This is a genomic window from Spirillospora sp. NPDC052242, from assembly GCF_040679555.1.
Classification (GTDB): domain Bacteria; phylum Actinomycetota; class Actinomycetes; order Streptosporangiales; family Streptosporangiaceae; genus Spirillospora.
In genome coordinates this window covers 103,266-120,537 of the sequence record NZ_JBFAUZ010000020.1, presented here as the reverse complement: position 1 = coordinate 120,537, position 17,272 = coordinate 103,266, and the positions used below count along the sequence as shown (strand labels likewise).

General features: G+C 73.4%; 13 protein-coding genes. 11 read left to right on the top strand and 2 right to left on the bottom strand.

Features of this window, described 5'->3' with window-relative positions; genetic code table 11:
* Positions 1 to 186: 186 nt before the first annotated feature.
* From AB0L25_RS18400 to AB0L25_RS18385, 4 genes are all read left to right on the top strand, one after another.
* Positions 187 to 909: an AAA family ATPase gene (locus AB0L25_RS18400; protein ID WP_500173535.1), complete on the top strand. Its 723-nt coding sequence runs from the start codon at positions 187 to 189 to the stop codon at positions 907 to 909.
* Positions 906 to 1,508 (top strand): DUF4276 family protein, encoded by a 603-nt coding sequence (locus AB0L25_RS18395; protein ID WP_500173533.1) that lies wholly within the window; start codon positions 906 to 908, stop codon positions 1,506 to 1,508. The genes AB0L25_RS18400 and AB0L25_RS18395 overlap by 4 nt, the downstream gene beginning before the upstream one ends.
* Positions 1,509 to 1,522: 14 nt before the next feature.
* Positions 1,523 to 3,001, top strand: a complete 1,479-nt coding sequence (gatB, locus tag AB0L25_RS18390; RefSeq protein ID WP_500173530.1) for an Asp-tRNA(Asn)/Glu-tRNA(Gln) amidotransferase subunit GatB — start codon at positions 1,523 to 1,525, stop codon at positions 2,999 to 3,001.
* 84 nt (positions 3,002 to 3,085) lie between these two features.
* Positions 3,086 to 3,973, top strand: coding sequence for a class I SAM-dependent methyltransferase (locus AB0L25_RS18385; RefSeq protein WP_500173528.1), 888 nt, complete (start codon positions 3,086 to 3,088; stop codon positions 3,971 to 3,973).
* A gap of 225 nt (positions 3,974 to 4,198) precedes the next feature.
* Here AB0L25_RS18385 and AB0L25_RS18380 read toward each other — a convergent pair whose 3' ends face one another.
* Positions 4,199 to 5,287: a PQQ-dependent sugar dehydrogenase gene (locus AB0L25_RS18380; RefSeq protein ID WP_500173526.1), complete on the bottom strand. Its 1,089-nt coding sequence runs from the start codon at positions 5,285 to 5,287 to the stop codon at positions 4,199 to 4,201.
* Positions 5,288 to 5,704: 417 nt separating this feature from the next.
* Between AB0L25_RS18380 and AB0L25_RS18375 the strand changes: the two genes are divergently transcribed.
* The 4 genes from AB0L25_RS18375 (at position 5,705) to ilvC (ending at position 12,096) form a co-directional block, all read left to right on the top strand.
* Positions 5,705 to 8,548, top strand: coding sequence for a putative bifunctional diguanylate cyclase/phosphodiesterase (locus AB0L25_RS18375; protein ID WP_500173524.1), 2,844 nt, complete (start codon positions 5,705 to 5,707; stop codon positions 8,546 to 8,548).
* Between the two features lie 117 nt (positions 8,549 to 8,665).
* Positions 8,666 to 10,537 carry an acetolactate synthase large subunit gene (locus AB0L25_RS18370; RefSeq protein ID WP_500173522.1) on the top strand — a complete coding sequence of 624 codons (1,872 nt, stop codon included), beginning with the start codon at positions 8,666 to 8,668 and terminating at the stop codon, positions 10,535 to 10,537.
* Positions 10,538 to 10,542: 5 nt separating this feature from the next.
* Positions 10,543 to 11,067 carry an acetolactate synthase small subunit gene (ilvN, locus tag AB0L25_RS18365; protein WP_151015532.1) on the top strand — a complete coding sequence of 175 codons (525 nt, stop codon included), beginning with the start codon at positions 10,543 to 10,545 and terminating at the stop codon, positions 11,065 to 11,067.
* Between the two features lie 45 nt (positions 11,068 to 11,112).
* The gene (gene ilvC / locus AB0L25_RS18360) at positions 11,113 to 12,096 is read left to right on the top strand and encodes a ketol-acid reductoisomerase (protein ID WP_500173519.1); all 984 of its coding nucleotides are present in this window, start codon (positions 11,113 to 11,115) and stop codon (positions 12,094 to 12,096) included.
* Between the two features lie 118 nt (positions 12,097 to 12,214).
* Here ilvC and AB0L25_RS18355 read toward each other — a convergent pair whose 3' ends face one another.
* Positions 12,215 to 13,024, bottom strand: a complete 810-nt coding sequence (locus AB0L25_RS18355) for a hypothetical protein (RefSeq protein WP_500173517.1) — start codon at positions 13,022 to 13,024, stop codon at positions 12,215 to 12,217.
* Positions 13,025 to 13,165: 141 nt separating this feature from the next.
* Between AB0L25_RS18355 and AB0L25_RS18350 the strand changes: the two genes are divergently transcribed.
* The 3 genes from AB0L25_RS18350 to AB0L25_RS18340 are packed head-to-tail and all read left to right on the top strand — an operon-like array spanning position 13,166 to position 17,228.
* The gene (locus AB0L25_RS18350) at positions 13,166 to 13,768 is read left to right on the top strand and encodes a PadR family transcriptional regulator (RefSeq protein ID WP_500173515.1); all 603 of its coding nucleotides are present in this window, start codon (positions 13,166 to 13,168) and stop codon (positions 13,766 to 13,768) included.
* Positions 13,765 to 14,481: an ABC transporter ATP-binding protein gene (locus AB0L25_RS18345; protein ID WP_500173513.1), complete on the top strand. Its 717-nt coding sequence runs from the start codon at positions 13,765 to 13,767 to the stop codon at positions 14,479 to 14,481. The genes AB0L25_RS18350 and AB0L25_RS18345 overlap by 4 nt, the downstream gene beginning before the upstream one ends.
* Positions 14,478 to 17,228: an FtsX-like permease family protein gene (locus AB0L25_RS18340; RefSeq protein WP_500173511.1), complete on the top strand. Its 2,751-nt coding sequence runs from the start codon at positions 14,478 to 14,480 to the stop codon at positions 17,226 to 17,228. The genes AB0L25_RS18345 and AB0L25_RS18340 overlap by 4 nt, the downstream gene beginning before the upstream one ends.
* The last annotated feature ends 44 nt before the right edge of the window (positions 17,229 to 17,272 follow it).

Genomic DNA, 17,272 nt, shown 5'->3' with positions numbered 1-17,272 from the left:
CTCGTGCGATTGTCAGACGGGTTCGGTGCGATCGACTGCCGTGTGGGGGCGGCCCAGTGGTCCGGTGTGCCCGAACCCACTACGTCCGGAACCTCGATCGTCGACGTGGAGGCCGCAGAGGAGGTGCCCGGGTCCGTTAGGGCGCGGAGCTCCAAGAGAATCTACGATTCCTCCGCCAAAGCCGTTTTGTATGAGGATAAGGCCGCCCGGATCGACGCGCAGATGGCGAACGTGCGGCAGTACGTGCCGAATCCGCAGGCGATGCGCGGGATGGGCAGCCAAGCTGACCGGCGGCCGTTGCTGGTCGACGGCGGGAACCTGGCCGCGGTGCTGGGGAGGGTGAGCGAGACGGACGCGTTCGCCGACCTCATGGTCGACCTGGCGGCGCTGATCCCGGACGTGCGAGAAATCAAGACCGAAGTGGACGAGAAACGGCAGGAGTGGTCGTTCGACCTCGTGATGGACGGCCAGGGCGCCGTACCGAGCACGCTGCTGTCGGACGGGACGCTGCGGGTCCTCGGGCTGCTCGCCGCCCTGCACGATCCCGACCATTCGGGCGTCCTGCTGATCGAGGAGATCGAGAACGGCCTGCATCCGGGGCGCCTCGCCGAACTGCTGCGACGCGTCCGGGAGCGGGTGACCGACCTCGACGATCCCGAATCGCTGGAGCGTCCGCTGCGGCAGGTCATCATCACCAGCCACTCGCCGGTGGTGGTGTCTGAGCTGTACCGGGAGCATCCCGAGTCGCTCGTGTTCATGGACGCCGCGATCCGGGTCGACCCGGACGCGGGGCGAACGTCCCGCGTGACCGTGGCCAAGCCCGTCCGGGACGAGGGGGAGCCGGGGACGTTCGTGTCGCCGCGCCAGGTCCGCAAGTACCTGGGCACCGTGCGGCAGGACGTGCCATGAGCCGTCCGCTCGTCCCGGGACTGCTCGCCGAGAACACCACCGACGAGCGGTTCCTCGGCCATGTCGTGCGCCGGCAACTGCAGGCCCTGACGGAGAAGGGGAGCAGACACGTCGTCGACGTCGAGCGAACCGAGATCGGCGACTGCTGGACGATCAAGGATGCCGATCGGGTCGGACGTGCGGTGCTCGAACTGGCCGCGGACTGCCACCTGATCTGCGTCCACAACGATCATAACGAGCGCGGCAAGGCCGAGACCGTCGTCAAGCTGCTGGCCGATCGGGGCCTGACCACGCCGGTGATCCCGCTCGTCCCGGTGCGCGAGACCGAGGCGTGGCTGCTGGCCGACCGGGAGGTGTGGGCCCGGCTGCGCGGCAGCGACCCCGACCGGCTTCCCGTACGCCCCCGGGACGTGGAGAAACTGCAAGACCCGAAGCCCGTGCTGGACGCGGTGCGCCCGCAGAGCGGCCGCCGTCCCCTGGGCGACTACTTCGATTACATAGGACAGAACATCGACCTCGAGGCCCTCGCCCAGGTGCCCGCGTACGCGGCGTGGGTGGCCGAGACCGAAGAGGCGTTGAAGGGACTGGGATATCTGTGAGTGTCGTGACGCCGATGAAGTACGAGGACGCGCTCGCGAAGTTCGAGCCCGTTCTCGGGATCGAGACGCACATCGAGCTGGGCACCGCGTCGAAGATGTTCTGCGGCTGCCCGACGGGGTTCGGCGCGGAGCCGAACACGCAGGTGTGCCCGGTGTGTCTCGGCCTGCCGGGGGCCCTGCCGGTGACGAACCACGCCGCGATCGAGGGCATCATCAAGATCGGTCTCGCGCTGAACTGCGACATCGTCGAATGGTGCCGGTTCGCCCGGAAGAACTACTTCTATCCGGACATGCCGAAGAACTTCCAGATCTCGCAGTACGACGAGCCGCTCTGCGTCGACGGCCACCTGGACGTCGAGGTCGAGGGCGAGACGTACCGCATCGAGATCGAGCGCGTCCACATGGAGGAGGACACCGGCAAGTCGCTGCACGTCGGTGGCACCACCGGCCGCATCCACGGCGCCGAGTTCTCCCTCGTCGACTACAACCGCGCCGGGATCCCGCTCGTCGAGATCGTCACCAAGCCGATCGTCGCGACCGGCGACCGCGCGCCCCTCGTGGCCCGCGCGTACGCGACGGAGCTGCGCGAGCTCGTCCGCTCCCTGGGCGTCTCGGACGTCCGCATGGAGGAGGGCTCGATGCGCTGCGACGTCAACGTGTCGCTGATGCCGCGCGGCGCCGACGAGTGGGGCACTCGCACCGAGACGAAGAACGTCAACTCGCTGCGCTCGGTCGAGCGGGCCGTCCGGTCCGAGATCGAGCGGCAGGCGGGCGTCCTGTCCGAGGGCGGGCGCATCGTGCAGGAGACCCGCCACTTCCACGAGGACACGGGCCGCACCACCAGCGGGCGCAGCAAGGAGGAGGCGCAGGACTACCGGTACTTCCCCGAGCCCGACCTGGTGCCGATGGCGCCGTCCCGCGAGTGGGTCGAGGAACTGCGCGCGTCGCTGCCCGAGCTGCCCGCCGCCCGCCGCGCCCGCATCCAGCGGGAGTGGAACCTGTCCGACCTCGAACTGCGGGACGTCGTCAACGCCGGGGCCGTCGACCTCATCGAGTCGACGATCGCCGCGGGCGCCGACGCCCCGGCCGCCCGCAAGTGGTGGATGAACGAGCTGTCCCGCCGCGCGACCGAGCAGGGCGTCGAACTGGCCGACCTGCCGATCACGCCGGAGCAGGTCGCGCGCGTCCAGGCGATGATCGCCGCCGGTGAGCTGAACGACAAGCTGGCCCGGCAGGTCTTCACCGGCGTCCTCGCCGGCGAGGGCACCCCGGACGAGGTCGTCGCCGCGAAGGGCCTCAAGATCGTCAGCGACGAGGGCGAGCTGAACTCGATCATCGACCAGGTGATCGCGGACAACGCCGACGTCGCCGACAAGATCCGCGCGGGCAAGGTCGCCGCCGCCGGCGCCCTCGTCGGCGCGGTCATGAAGGCCACCCGCGGCCAGGCCGACGCGGGCCGCGCCCGCGAGCTGATCCTGGAGAAGCTCTCCTGACGCCCCGCCGCCCCGTGACCCCGCGTCACGGGGCGGCGGAAAACCGATGGCCCGCCCGGCGCCCGGCCGGTTAGCGTCGCGCGTGTGATCCATCAGCATCCGCTGGCCTACCTCCTCGGCATCGAGGGCCTCGCCCTGCTGCGCGCGTTCAACGGCGAGCACGACCGCGCGTTCGTCGAGGCGCGCCTCGACGAGGTCCGGCGCCTGCTCGACGACCCGTCCCTCCGGCAGGCCGTGGACGCCGAACGCGTCGGCGTCGTGGACGGCTACCGCTCCTGGGCGCCCACCTACGACGAGGGCGCCAACGCCGCGTTCGACTTCGAGGCGCCCGTCCTGGCGGAGATCCTGGACACGATCCCGCCGGGCGTCGCGCTCGACGCCGCCTGCGGCACCGGCCGCCACACGGCGCTCCTCGCCCGCCGCGGCCACCGCCCCATCGGCGTGGACGCCTCGCCGGACATGCTCGCCCGGGCCCGCGTCCGCGTCCCGGAGGCCCGTTTCGTGCGGGGCGACCTGCACCGCCTCCCGCTGCGGGACGCCTCGGTGGACCTGGTCGTCACCGGGCTCGCGCTCACGCACGTCCCGGACATCGCCCCGGTGCTGGCCGAGTTCGCGCGCGTGCTGCGTCTGGGCGGCGACCTGGTGATCTCGGACGTCCACCCCGACCACGTCGCCCGCGGCTCGGTCCCGCCCGTCCGCGACGCCGAGGGACGGCCCGGACGCCTGGTCGCGCATCGCCACACGGTGGGCGACCACGTCCGCGCCGCCCTCGACGCGGGCCTGGAGGTCCGCCGCTGCGAGGAGCCCGGGCTGCCCGCCCCGCCGCGCCCGGACGGCCCGCCCCCGACCGACCCGGGCCCCTGGGACGTATGGCCGTGGTCCCTCGCCCCCCTCGTCCCGGACGCCGCGGCCGCCGCGGCCGCCGGCGTCCCCGCGATCCTCCTCCTCCACCACCGCCGCCCCGCCACCTGACGATCACCGCAGCCCCCGGAAATGGGGCCGGTGCCGTGCTCTGCGGACGGCGTTCGCGCCCTGAGGGACATGCGCGCCGCCCGGAGGGACGGGTGCCGCTTACGCGGCCGGGCGCCGCGCGGCGCCCGGCGGGACGGGTTGCCGGGGTCGCGGGCGGCGGGGTGGGCGGGTTTCGGGTGGTGGGTGATGAGGCGGCGGGATCGTCCGTAATGGGGGTTCCGCGGGTTATGGGAGGGGAACGGTGAGGATTCGGTCGTCCGAATCGGCAGGGTCGCCTCGGCCGTCGCGGTTGCTCGTCGTGACCCAGAGGGTGCCGTCCGGGGCTCGGACGGCGGCGCGCAGGCGGCCGTACTCGCCCTGCAGGCGGGCGCGGGGCTCGCCGGCGTCGCCGTCCGTCAGCGGGACCTCCCAGAGGCGCTCGCCGGCGAGCGCGGCGGCCCACAGGGAGCCGTTCGCGTAGGCGAGGCCGGACGGGGACGCCTCGTCGGTCGTCCAGGTGACGAGGGGGTCGATGTACTCGTCGCCGGGCGAGCCCTCGCCCTCGACCTCGGGCCAGCCGTAGTTGCCGCCCTTCTCGATCAGGTTGACCTCGTCGAACTCGTTCTGGCCGAACTCGGTGGCGTAGAGGCGCTTCCGGTCGTCCCACGCGATGCCCTGCACGTTCCGGTGGCCGTAGGACCAGACGCGGTTGCCGAAGGGGTTGCCGGGGGCGGGGGCGCCCTCGGGGGTGACGCGGAGGATCTTGCCGCCGAGGGAGTCGCGGTCCTGGGAAAGGGACGGGTCGCCGATCTCGCCGGTCGTGACGTACAGCATGCCGTCGGGGCCGAACGCGAGGCGTCCGCCGTTGTGGTTCGAGCCCTTGGGGATGCCGGTGACGATCGGCCGCAGGTCGCCGAGGCGGCCGTCGTAGGTCGTCCGGACGACGCGGTTGTCGTCGGCCGCGGTGTAGTACAGGAAGACGAGGCGGTCGTCGTCGAACGCGGGGGACACGGCGACGCCGAGGAGGCCGCCCTCGCCGAGCGGGTCGACGCCCGGGATCGTGGCGACGGCCGAGGTCTCGCCGGACGGGGTGACGCGCAGGAGCCGCGCGCTCTGCCGTTCGGTGACGAGGGCGTCGCCGCCGGGCAGGAACGCCACCGCCCACGGGACCTCGAGGTCCGTCGCGACGGGCCGGACGGACGTCGCCGGGCCCGCCGTGGGGGACGAACCGGGCGGCGGGCTCGTGGAGTCGCCGGAGTCGGTGCCCGGGGAGCAGCCGGCCAGGACGAGGACGGTCGCCAGGACGGTCGCCGGGACGGTCGGGTGCATGCGCATGATGGGCCTCCCGCGTCCCAGGATGGCACGACCGGGGCGACTCGGACACGGAAATGGTCACTGTGCGTGATGCGGGGCATCGGTGACGATCGTGTTTCGGTCACATCAAACGGGTTCTTCACATGGTGCTTCGCCGTGCTTCGTCGCCGGGTGGACGCACTCCCTCAATCGCTCCGTGACCTACGGAACGTACATTGGGCGTCACGGTGATCCCGCATCGCAGCGACGGAGCTGATCTCCGGCCGGCGCAGCCGACGTGCTCGCCGCCGGCCCCGCGCCGACCCTGCGCGGGGGCACGATCCTCGACCCTCCAGGCGTTATCGGGCCGGTGAGGGTGCGGACCCCGAATTCCCCGGCGCGCCGCGGTCGCGCGCCCGGACCGAGCGCTCCAGGCGGGGCGGGAAGGGACACGGCGCGATGAGCGGCGAGAACGCCACGCGGATGCCGCCGCGTGCCCTGCCGGTCGTCATCGCCGCGATCGTCGGCGTGCTGTACGCCGTCGGCTCGCTGGCGGGCTGGGGCGGCACGGCGTTCATCACGTGGGCCGAGGCCGGCGCGGCGGGCGCCGCGGCGGTGTCCCTGCTGGTGTCGGCCGGGCGGCCGCGCGGCGGGGACGGCGACGGGGCGAGCGGCCTGCGGCGGCTGTCGGCGGGCGGGATCTGGCGAGCGTCCATGCGCTGGTACGGCATCGCCGCGTCGTGCTGGTTCCTCGGCGCGGTCGGCAGCGCCCTCGCCGACTACGCGAGCCGGAGCGCGCTGTCCCTGTCGGTGCCCGACCTGTTCTACCTGCTCGCCGTGGTCGCGCTGGTCGTGGGGCTGGTCGTCCCGGTGAGCCCCCCGCGGGACGTGGGGACGTGGCTGCGGTACGCGGCCGACACGTACGTGTGCGTCTGCGGGCTGTTCGTCCTCGGGTGGGTCGCGGTCTTCAGCACGCTGTACCACCGGTCGGGGGAGACGCCGACCGAGTTCATGCTCGAGCTGCTGTACCCGCTGATCGACATCGCGCTGGTGTGCGGGGCGCTGCCGTTCGTGCTGGGGGCGGCGCCGGGGCACCGCAGGCCCGCGTGGATGGGGTACGGCGCGCTCGCGGCGTTCGCGATCGCCGACATCGTGACGACGTTCGTCCGGCTGCACGGCGGCGCGCCCGCCGAGGACCCCGCCGACATCCTGCGGCTCGCCGGGCTGCTGCTGCTGATGCTCGTCCCGTGGACGGAGCCGGCGGCGGAGCCGACCGACGACATCCCGCCGGACGCCGACGTGGTGCGGGCGGACGACTCCGAGGCGCGGCGCGGCCGGATGATCGGCCCCGGGATCGCCCCGGCGGCGGTCGCCGCGGCGGCCGCGCTGTTCATCGCGGGGCACACGCTGACCGGGCGGCACGGGATGGAGCCGGTCGTCCCGCTCGTGGCGGGCTCGGCGACGCTGGTGCTGCTGGCGCGGCTGGCGGCGCTGCTGCGGGAGAACGACCGGCTTCGCCGGGAGGTCGAGGCGGGCGAGCAGCACTTCCGCGCCCTGTCGGAGAGCATCGACGACGCCGTCCTGATCTGCGACCTGGACGCGACCGTGCAGTACGCGAGCGCGGGCGCCCTGCGGACCTACCACTACGCGGCGGACGAACTGGTCGGCCGGCCGCTGCTCGAACTCGTCCACCCGGAGGACCTGCCCCGGCTGGAGGAGGTCTTCACCGAGTTCCTGGAGGCCGAGGACGGGCTCCTCGGCGAGGACGTCCTGCGCGTCTCCTGCCGGGTCCGCGCGGCCGACGGCACGTGGCTGCCGACGGAGTCGACGGTGTCGCGCTACAGCGGCGGGTCGTCCGGACGGCTGCTGGTGACGACCCGCGACCTCAGCGAGCAGGCGGCGCTGCAGCGGCAGGTCGCCCACCTGACGTTCCACGACGGCCTCACCGGGCTGCCGAACCGGTCGTTCTTCGAGGAGCGGACCCGGGAGCTGCTGTCCCGGCAGCGGTCCGGCGACAAGATCGCGGTGGTGTTCGTCGACCTGGACGGCTTCACCGACGTGAACGACTCGGCGGGGCACGCGGCGGGCGACCAGGTGCTGGCGCAGGCCGCGCGGCGGCTGCGCGGCAACGTGCTGGCCGACGACACGGTGGCGCGCTGGGGCGGCGACGAGTTCGCGGTGCTGGTGCAGCTTCCGTCGGACGAGCGGGAGACGCAGGCGACCGTCGAGCTGGCGGGGCGGCTGCTGCGGGTGCTGTCGGCCGACCCGTACCAGGTCGGCGGCAAGCAGATCGCGCTGACCGCGAGCGTCGGGATCGCGTTCGCCGGGGACGACGAGCGGCCGCCCGGCCGCGGCGCCGACCCCGGGCGGCTCGTCCGGCGCAGCGCCGCGGACCTGCTGCGCAACGGCGACCTGGCGATGGCGCGCGCCAAGGAGATGGGCGGCGGCCGGGTCGAGGTGTACGCGCCGCACATGCACGCCGACGTCGTCCGGCGGCTGGAGCTGGGCAGCGACCTGCAGCGGGCGCTGGCCGAGGAGCAGTTCGCGGTGGAGTTCCAGCCGGTGGTGGACCTCGCGACGTCCCGGGTGACGGGCGTGGAGGCGCTGCTGCGCTGGTGGCGGGGGAGCGAGGCGGTGCCGCCGGAGGAGTTCATCGGCCCGGCCGAGGAGGCGGGGCTGATGCTGCCGCTCGGCGACTGGGTGCTGCGGGAGGCGTGCCGGGAGGTGGCCCGCTGGCGGGCGGACTCGTGGGACGTCGGCCTGTCGGTGAACTTCACCGCCCGGCAGATCGGCGCGCCCCGGTTCGTGGAGACGGTCGCGTCGGTGCTGGAGGAGACGGGTCTGCCGCCGCACGCCCTCACGCTGGAGGTGCGGGAGGAGGTGCTGGTCGACGACGGGGCGAAGGTGGAGCGCCTGGAGGCGCTGCGCGACCTCGGCGTCCGGCTGGCGATCGACGACTTCGGCACCGGCTACGCGTCGCTGGCCTACCTCGGGCGGCTCCCGGTGGACGTCATCAAGATCGATCCGTCGTTCGTCGCGGGGCTCGGCACGGACGAGACGAGCACGCTGCTCACCCGCACGATCGTCCGGCTGGGCAGCGACCTCGGGCTGACCGTGGTGGCGGAGGGCATCGAGCGGCCCGAGCAGCTGGAGCTGCTGCGGGAGATGGGCTGCCCGCGGGGGCAGGGGTTCCTGGTGGCGCGGCCGATGGCGGCCGGGCGGGTCGAGTCGCTGGTCCGGACGAACCTGGCGGGCGGCGGGGACGACGTCAGCGGTGAGATCCCGCTGCCGCTGCCAGGGTGAACCCCGCCACATTCCGTCTCATATACCGAGACATTGTGTTCACGGATTTGACCGGCGGGCGGACATCGGCGAAAGTGGGGCCCGTGCAGAGCATCTCCACCATCATCCTCGTAGTACTTGGTCGGCGCGCAGGCTGACCGAGTCCTACCGTCCTGCGCGCCTCCCCTCGACCGCCATACGGCGGCGGGGGTTTTTTGTTGCCCGGCGAGCCCAGTCTCTCTCCCCAAGGAACCGCAGATCATGACGACCGAACAGATGACGGGAGCCCAGGCGCTGGTGCGCGCCCTGGAGAACGTCGGCGTCGACACCGTGTTCGGCATCCCGGGTGGCGCGATCCTCCCGGCCTACGACCCGCTCTTCGACTCCGCGAAGCTCCGCCACATCCTCGTCCGGCACGAGCAGGGCGCCGGCCACGCCGCCCAGGGCTACGCGATGGTGACCGGCAAGGTGGGGGTCTGCATGGCCACCAGCGGGCCCGGCGCCACCAACCTCGTCACCGCGATCTCCGACGCCTACATGGACTCCGTGCCCATGGTGGCGATCACCGGCCAGGTCGCGACGTCGCTGATCGGGACCGACGGGTTCCAGGAGGCCGACATCGCCGGCATCACGATGCCGATCACCAAGCACAACTTCCTGGTCACCGACGCCCGCGACATCGGCCGGACGATCGCGGAGGCGTTCCACATCGCGAGCACCGGCCGTCCCGGGCCCGTCCTGGTCGACATCGCGAAGGACGCGCTGCAGGCGACCGTCGAGTTCGAGTGGCCCGTCGCCCTCCAGCTCCCCGGGTACCGGCCCGTCACCCGGCCGCACTCCAAGCAGGTCCGCGAGGCGGCACGGCTGATCGTCGAGTCGAAGCGCCCGGTGCTGTACGTCGGCGGCGGCGTCCTGAAGGCGGGCGCGTCCGCCGAGCTGAAGGTGCTCGCCGAGCTGACCGGCGCGCCGGTCGTCACCACGCTGATGGCGAAGGGCGCGCTGCCCGACAGCCACCCGCAGCACATGGGCATGCCCGGCATGCACGGCAGCGTCGGCGCCGTCGGCGCCCTGCAGCGCGCCGACCTGCTGGTCACCCTCGGCGCCCGGTTCGACGACCGCGTCACCGGCAAGCTCGACGGGTTCGCGCCGCACGCGAAGGTCGTCCACGCCGACATCGACCCCGCCGAGATCTCCAAGAACCGGCACGCCGACGTCCCGATCGTCGGGGACGCCCGCGAGGTCATCGCCGACCTGATCGTCGCCGTGCAGAACGAGCACGCGGCGGGCAACACCGGCGACTACACCGACTGGTGGCGGCAGCTCGACGCGTGGCGCGACACCTACCCGCTCGGGTACGACGCCCCCGCCGACGGGTCGCTGTCGCCGCAGCAGGTCATCGAGCGGATCGGCCAGCTGGTCGGGCCGGACGCCTACTACGTCGCGGGCGTCGGGCAGCACCAGATGTGGGCCGCGCAGTTCATCAAGTACGAGCGGCCCGGCGCGTTCCTCAACTCCGGCGGCGCGGGCACGATGGGCTACGCCGTCCCGGCCGCGATGGGCGCCAAGGTCGGCGCGCCCGACACGCAGGTGTGGGCGATCGACGGCGACGGCTGCTTCCAGATGACCAACCAGGAGCTGGCCACCTGCGCGATCGAGGGCATCCCCGTGAAGATCGCGGTGATCAACAACGGTAACCTCGGCATGGTCCGGCAGTGGCAGACGCTCTTCTACAACGAGCGCTACTCCAACACGAACCTGCACGCCGCGAAGCGGATTCCGGACTTCGTGAAGCTCGCGGAGGCGTACGGTTGCGTGGGGCTGCGCTGCGAGCGGGCGGAGGACGTCGACGCCGTCATCGCCAAGGCGATGGAGATCAACGACGCGCCCGTCGTGATCGACTTCGTGGTGCACGAGGACGCCATGGTCTGGCCCATGGTCGCCGCCGGCACGGCCAACGACGACATCAAGATCGCCAGGGACATGGCGCCCGACTGGGAGAACGGAGACTGACCCCGATGAGCCTGCACACCCTCTCGGTGCTGGTGGAGAACAAGCCCGGCATCCTCGCGCGGGTCGCGGCGCTGTTCTCCCGGCGCGGCTTCAACATCGAGTCGCTCGCGGTCGGCGTCACCGAGCACCCCGACATCTCCCGGATGACGATCGTCGTCAACGTCGAGGACCTGCCGCTGGAGCAGGTCACCAAGCAGCTCAACAAGCTGATCAACGTGCTGAAGATCGTCGAGCTGGACCAGTCGGCGTCGGTCCAGCGCGAGCTCGTCCTGGTCAAGGTGCGCGCCGACGCCGAGACCCGCTCGCAGGTCCTGGAGACCGTCAACCTGTTCCGCGCCAAGGTCGTGGACGTCGCCCCGGACGCGGTGACGATCGAGGCCACCGGCAACCGCGACAAGCTGGACGCCTTCATCCGCGTCCTCGAGCCGTTCGGCATCAAGGAGCTGGTGCAGTCCGGCATGGTGGCCATCGGACGCGGCGCGCGATCCATCACCGACCGCTCGCTGCGGGCCATCGAGCGCAGCGCGTGACCATAGAAAACCGACACTCTGAAAGGCAGCAGCACTGTGGCTGAGATGTTCTACGACGACGCCGCCGACCTGAGCGTGATCCAGGGCCGGCACGTGGCGATCATCGGCTACGGCAGCCAGGGACACGCGCACGCGCTCTCCCTGCGCGACTCCGGCGTCGACGTCCGGGTCGGGCTCCGCGAGGGGTCCCCCAGCCGGGAGAAGGCGGAGGCCGAGGGCCTGCGCGTCGTCACCCCGGCGGAGGCGGCCGAGGAGGCCGACCTCATCATGCTGCTGGCTCCCGACCACCACCACCGGGAGATCTTCGAGAAGGACATCAAGCCCGCGCTCGTCGAGGGCGACGCGCTGTTCTTCGGCCACGGCTTCAGCATCCGCTACGACCTGGTCCAGCCGCCGGAGGGCGTGGACGTGGCGATGGTCGCGCCGAAGGGCCCCGGCCACCTCGTCCGCCGCCAGTTCGTCGCGGGCCGCGGCGTCCCGGTGATCGTCGCGGTGGAGAAGGACGCGTCCGGCAACGCGTGGCCGCTGGCCCTCGCCTACGCCAAGGCCATCGGCGGCCTGCGCGCGGGCGGCATCAAGACCACCTTCACCGAGGAGACCGAGACCGACCTGTTCGGCGAGCAGGCCGTGCTGTGCGGCGGCGCGTCCGAGCTGGTGAAGGCCGGGTTCGAGGTGCTGACCGAGGCCGGCTACCAGCCGGAGGTCGCCTACTTCGAGGTGCTGCACGAGCTGAAGCTGATCGTCGACCTCATGTACGAGGGCGGCATCTCCAAGATGTACTGGTCGGTGTCCGACAACGCCGAGTACGGCGGCTACCGCAGCGGCCCGCGCGTGATCACGCCGGAGACCAAGGCCGCGATGAAGAAGATCCTCGGCGAGATCCAGTCCGGCGAGTACGCCAAGGAGCTGGTGAACGAGTTCGAGAGCGGCCAGAAGAAGTTCACCGAGTACCGCGAGAAGATGGCCGAGCACCCGGTCGAGAAGACGGGCGCCGAGCTGCGCCCGATGATGAGCTGGCTGAACGACTGAGCCGGTTCGACGACTGAGCCGGTTCGACGACTGAGCAGGCCGAAAGACTGAGCCGACGCCCGGACGGTGGCGTCGGCTCAGTCCGTTCTCGGGCCCGGCCCGTCCCCGGGGCGGGGCGTCAGCGCAGCAGGCGGCGCAGCAGCCGCGTGACCGGCGACAGGTTCTCCTGTTCCCGGCCGACCAGCAGCGCGAGGTAGCCGCCGCGGGTGAAGTAGAGGGTGGCGTCCTTCGCGCCGACCGCCCGCCGCTGCGGGCCCGTCCGGACGCCGGCGGGCCGGACGGCCCCGAAGCGCGCCTCCCGCCGGACGCCGAGCGCCGTCGCGGCGATGTGCACGTCGTACCGTCCGGGCTCGATCGCGGCCGGGTCGGCGAGCAGTTCGAAGCCGCCGGGGACGTCGGCCCGCGGGGCGGTGGGGAGGCGGTGCTCCCGGCCGGTGGAGCGTTCCCGCAGCAGGATCTCGGCGGACGAGCGGTCGGTCGCGACGCGCTGCAGCCGGGCGGCGCCGCGGATCCGCACCCGGCGGCCCTGCCAGTCGGCGCCGTCGAGCCGGTGGTCGACGCCGACCTCGCCGGTGATGTCGACGTCCTGCCGGGGGACGCCGCGCAGGAACGGGTACATCGCGTAGATCCGGCCGCCGACCACCACCGCGCCCGCCGGGCCGCCCTCGACCTCGTCGCGGATCAGCCGTTCCAGCTCGTCGAGCAGGTCGTGCTGGATGCAGAACGCGCGCAGCCGCGCCGACGCGGGCAGCGCCGCGCGGGCGACGTCGTCCAGCCCGTCGGCGCCGATCAGCCGGCGGGTGCCCTCGACGAGCCGGGCGCGCTGCAGGGGGTCGAGCTCCAGGAATCGGTGGTCGTACACGCGCAGGACATCGCGCAGGACGCTGATCGAGACATCGGTCGGGACGCTGATGCTGTCGGACGTCACGGTGCCCTCTCCTGATCGCCGGGGACTTCGGTCACGTTAAGCCACCGTTCGGTTCCGCACAGTAAAAGTTTCAGGACCCTGTCCCTCGGGATGCATACTCGGTATTGCCTAAGACATACGCGGTATGCATACTTCGTAGGCATGTCGATCCGTCATGGCCTCCTGGCGCTGCTGTCCCAGGGGTCCCGCTACGGCTACCAGCTGCGCACCGAGTTCGAGACGTCCACGGGCGCGACGTGGCCGCTCAACATCGGCCAGGTGTACTCCACCCTCTCCCGCCTCGAACGGGACGACCTGATCGCCCGCGTCGGCGCCGACGACGAGGGCCGGTTCGTCTACCGGATCACCCCGGCGGGCGCGGAGGAGGTGCGGCGCTGGTTCGCCACCCCCGTCGCCCGCGCCGACCGGCCCCGGGACGAACTGGCCATCAAGCTCGCGATGGCCGTCACCGCGCCCGGCGTGGACGTCCGGCGGGTCGTGCAGGCGCAGCGCACCGCGACGCTGCGCTCGCTGCAGGACCTCACCCGCCTCAAGGCCGAGCCGTCCGCCGAGAATCCCGGCCAGAGCGACCACGCCTGGCGGCTGGTCCTCGAATCCATGATCTTCCAGGCCGAGGCGGAGATCCGCTGGCTCGACCACTGCGAGGCGTACGTCGCCCGCGCCGTCCCGCCCGTCCCGTCCGCGCCCGACGCGGCGGACGCGCCGGACGCCGACCCGTCCGTCCCGGGGGAGACCCGCCGATGAGCGTCCTGTCCCTGCGGGGCGTGTCCCGCGACCACGGGACGGGCGCCGCGCTCGTCCACGCCCTGGCCGACGTCGACCTGGACGTCGCCGAGGGCGAGTTCGTCGCGGTGATGGGCCCGTCCGGTTCCGGCAAGACGACCCTGCTCACGCTCGCCGGCGGGCTCGACACGCCGACGTCCGGGGAGGTCCTCGTCGCGGGCGCGGACATCGCCCGGCTGAAGGCGTCCGGACGGTCGGCGCTGCGCCGCCGCGGCATCGGGTACGTCTTCCAGAACCTCAACCTCATCCCGAGCCTGACCGCCGCCGAGAACGTCATGCTGCCCCGCGAGCTGGACGGCGTCCGCACGCGCCGGGCCCGCGCGGAGGCCCGCGCCGCCCTGGCGGAGGTCGGGGTCACCGACCTCGCCGGCCGATACCCCGACGAGATGTCCGGCGGCCAGCAGCAGCGGGTCGCGATCGCCCGCGCGCTCGTCGGCGACCGGCGGCTCGTCCTGGCCGACGAGCCGACCGGCGCGCTCGACAGCCACACCGGCGACGACGTCATGCGCGTCCTGCGGCAGCGCTGCGACGCCGGCGCCGCCTGCCTGATGGTCACCCACGAGTCGCGGCACGCCGCCTGGGCCGACCGGGTGGTGTTCCTGCGGGACGGCCGCGTCGTCGACGCCACGCCCTCCCGTCCGGGCCCGGAGACCCTGCTGGAGGAGACCCGGTGACCGCCTTCCGTGCCGCGCTGCGCATCGCCCTCCACGACGCGCTGCGCGCCAAGGGGCGCACCGCGCTCGTCCTCTGCATGATCGGCCTGCCCGTCGCGGCCGTCGTGGGGTTCGGGGTCGTGGGCAAGACGCTGGAATGGACGCCGCGCGAGTCACTGGCGTACGAGATCGGCACCGCCGACGCGCGGCTCACCGGCGTCGCCCGGGGATCGGTCGGCCAGGTCCCGGACGATCCGGACACCACGGTGTCGCAGGGGGCCCCGTCCGCCGAGGCGCGGCCCTGGACCACGGCGGAGATCACCCGGCGTGTCGCCGCCCGGTACGGCCCGGACGTGCGCGTCCTGCCGATGAACCTCGACGAACGGACCCGGCTCGCGACGCCCGCCGGGCGCCTTCCGGTCCCGCTGTACGAACTGGACGTCCGCGACCCGATGGCGCGCGGGATCCTGGAGATCACCGACGGACGGGCGCCCGCGACGCCGGACGAGATCGCGCTGTCGCCCTCGCTGGCCGGGCGCGGCTTCGAGCTCGGCGGGACGGTCCGGGTCGGCACCGCCGAGAAGCCCATGCACGTCGTCGGATATGTGCGCGACCCGTATACGAGCCCGGGCGAGGAGCATCCCGGGCAACTCGCGCTGGCGCTGCCCGGCGCCGTCCCGGCCGATCCGCCGGACCCGGCCGCCGACGCCCCCCTCCGGCACTGGCTGATCGACGTCGGAGGCCCGGTGACGTGGGACGACGTCACCGGCTTCAACCGGGACGGGATCCTCGTCCTGTCCCGCGACGTCGTGGAGCATCCGCCCGCGCTGCCCGAGCCGTCCGGTCTCTCGTCGCCCTTCGACCGGCCCGAGGCCCGGACGAGCGTGATCGTCGCGCTGACCGGGGCGATGATCGTGCTGCAGGTCGTCCTGCTCTCCGGGCCCGCGTTCACGGTCGACCTCCGCAGGCGGCGGCGCCTGCTCGCGCTGGTCGCGGTCGCGGGCGGTGGGCCCCGGCACCTGCGGGCCGTGGTGCTCGCCGGCGGCCTGCTGCTCGGCGGCGCGGGCGCGCTGGTGGGTCTGCTGCTCGGGATCGCGGGCGGGGCCCTGACCGCCGCGGTCGTGGGCGCGGCGTCCGACACGCCCCCGGGGCCGTTCGGCGTGCCGTGGACGGCGGCCGCCGCGACCGTCCTGCTCGGCACGGTCAGCGGCCTCGCCGCTGCCTACCTGCCCGCCCGGCGGGCCGCGCGGATGGACGTCGTCGCGGCGCTCGCCGGACGCCGGGAGCCCGGCCGGGCCCGCGGCGTCCGCGGATGGGCGCTCGCGGGCGCGGCGTTCGTCGCCGCCGGGGTGCTCTGCTGCCTGTTCGGGGCGCGGAGCCTGCGCGAGTTCGGCGCCGCCTTCGGCGCGGCCGGGATCGTCATCGGCACCGTTCTGGCCGTGCCCTGGCTGGTCGGGGCGGTGGGCCGGGTCGCCGGACGGCTGCCGTTGCCGCTGCGCCTCGCCGTCCGGGACGGCGCCCGCAACCGGGCCCGCACCGCGCCCGCCGTCGCGGCGATCATGGCGGCGGTGGCGGGGGCGAGCGCGCTGGCCATCGCCGCCGCGAGCGACCTGAAGCAGGGGCGGGAACTCTACGTGGCCGAACTCCCGCGCGGCTCGGCGCTGATCCGACCCCCCCTGGAGGAGGCGCCCCCCGTCCGTCTGGACGGCGACCGGACGGACGGCGATCCGGCGACCGCGGCCTGGACGGACACCGTCCGGCGGAACGACGCGCGGGCGGCCGAGGTCCGCGCCGCGATCGAGCGCGAGGTGCCCGGGCTGCCGCTGCTCGACCTGCCGATCCTGCCGGGCGACAACTGCACGCCGCCCCTCAACCCCGCGTGCCACTCGGTGACCTTCGGCACCCGGGCCCGGGGCGGCGGCGACGCGCTGCGTCCCCTGGAGACGGTGGTGGGCGGCCCCGCCGAGGCCCGGATGCTGCTCGGCCGCGACGTTCCCGAGGTCACCGCGGCGCTGGCCGCCGGCAAGATCGTCGTCTTCGGTGCGCGCACGGCCCCCGCCGAGTCGACCACCGCCACCGTGCAGGTGTGGGAGGAGGGGAAACCGAAGCCGCGGACACTCCGTCAGGTGCGCGGGCTCCCGGCGGTCACGGTGCCCGTGGACACGCACGTCCAGGTGCTCGTGCCGCCGTCCGCCGCCGACCGGATCGGCGTGCCGCCGCGCGTCGCCGCGTTCGGGATCGATCGGGCCGAGCATCGGATGACCGAGGCGGAGGCGGAGCGCGTGGAGGAGGTGCTGCACGGCTTCGACGGGTACGACGGCGGCTGGGTCTACGTCGAGCGCGGCTTCGACCGCGGCGACGACACGCTCCTGCTGCTGCTCGCGGCGGTCGCGGCCGTCCTCACGCTGGGCGGGGCGCTGATCGCGACCGGGCTGTCGGCCGCCGACGCCCGGCCCGACCTCGCCGTCCTCGCCGCGGTCGGCGCTCGCCCGCGCACCCGGCGGCTGCTGGCGGCGGGCCAGGCGGCGTACATCGCGGTGCTCGGCTGCTGGCTCGGGATCGCCGCAGGTCTCGTCCCCGGCCTTGCCGCGGCCCGCGTCCTCACCGAGGGCGAGCCGGAGGAGGGCGGGCCGGTGCGCGGCCCCTTCTTCGACCTCCCGTGGACGGTACTGCTGCTGATCGGCGTCGCCGTCCCGCTGCTCGTGGCCGTCGTCGCGGGCCTGTGCACCCGTTCGCGACTCCCCATGACGCGCGTCACGGCCGAGTAGCCGCGCCGCGCGGGGCCACGGGCCGGCGCTGCTGGTAGCGTCCG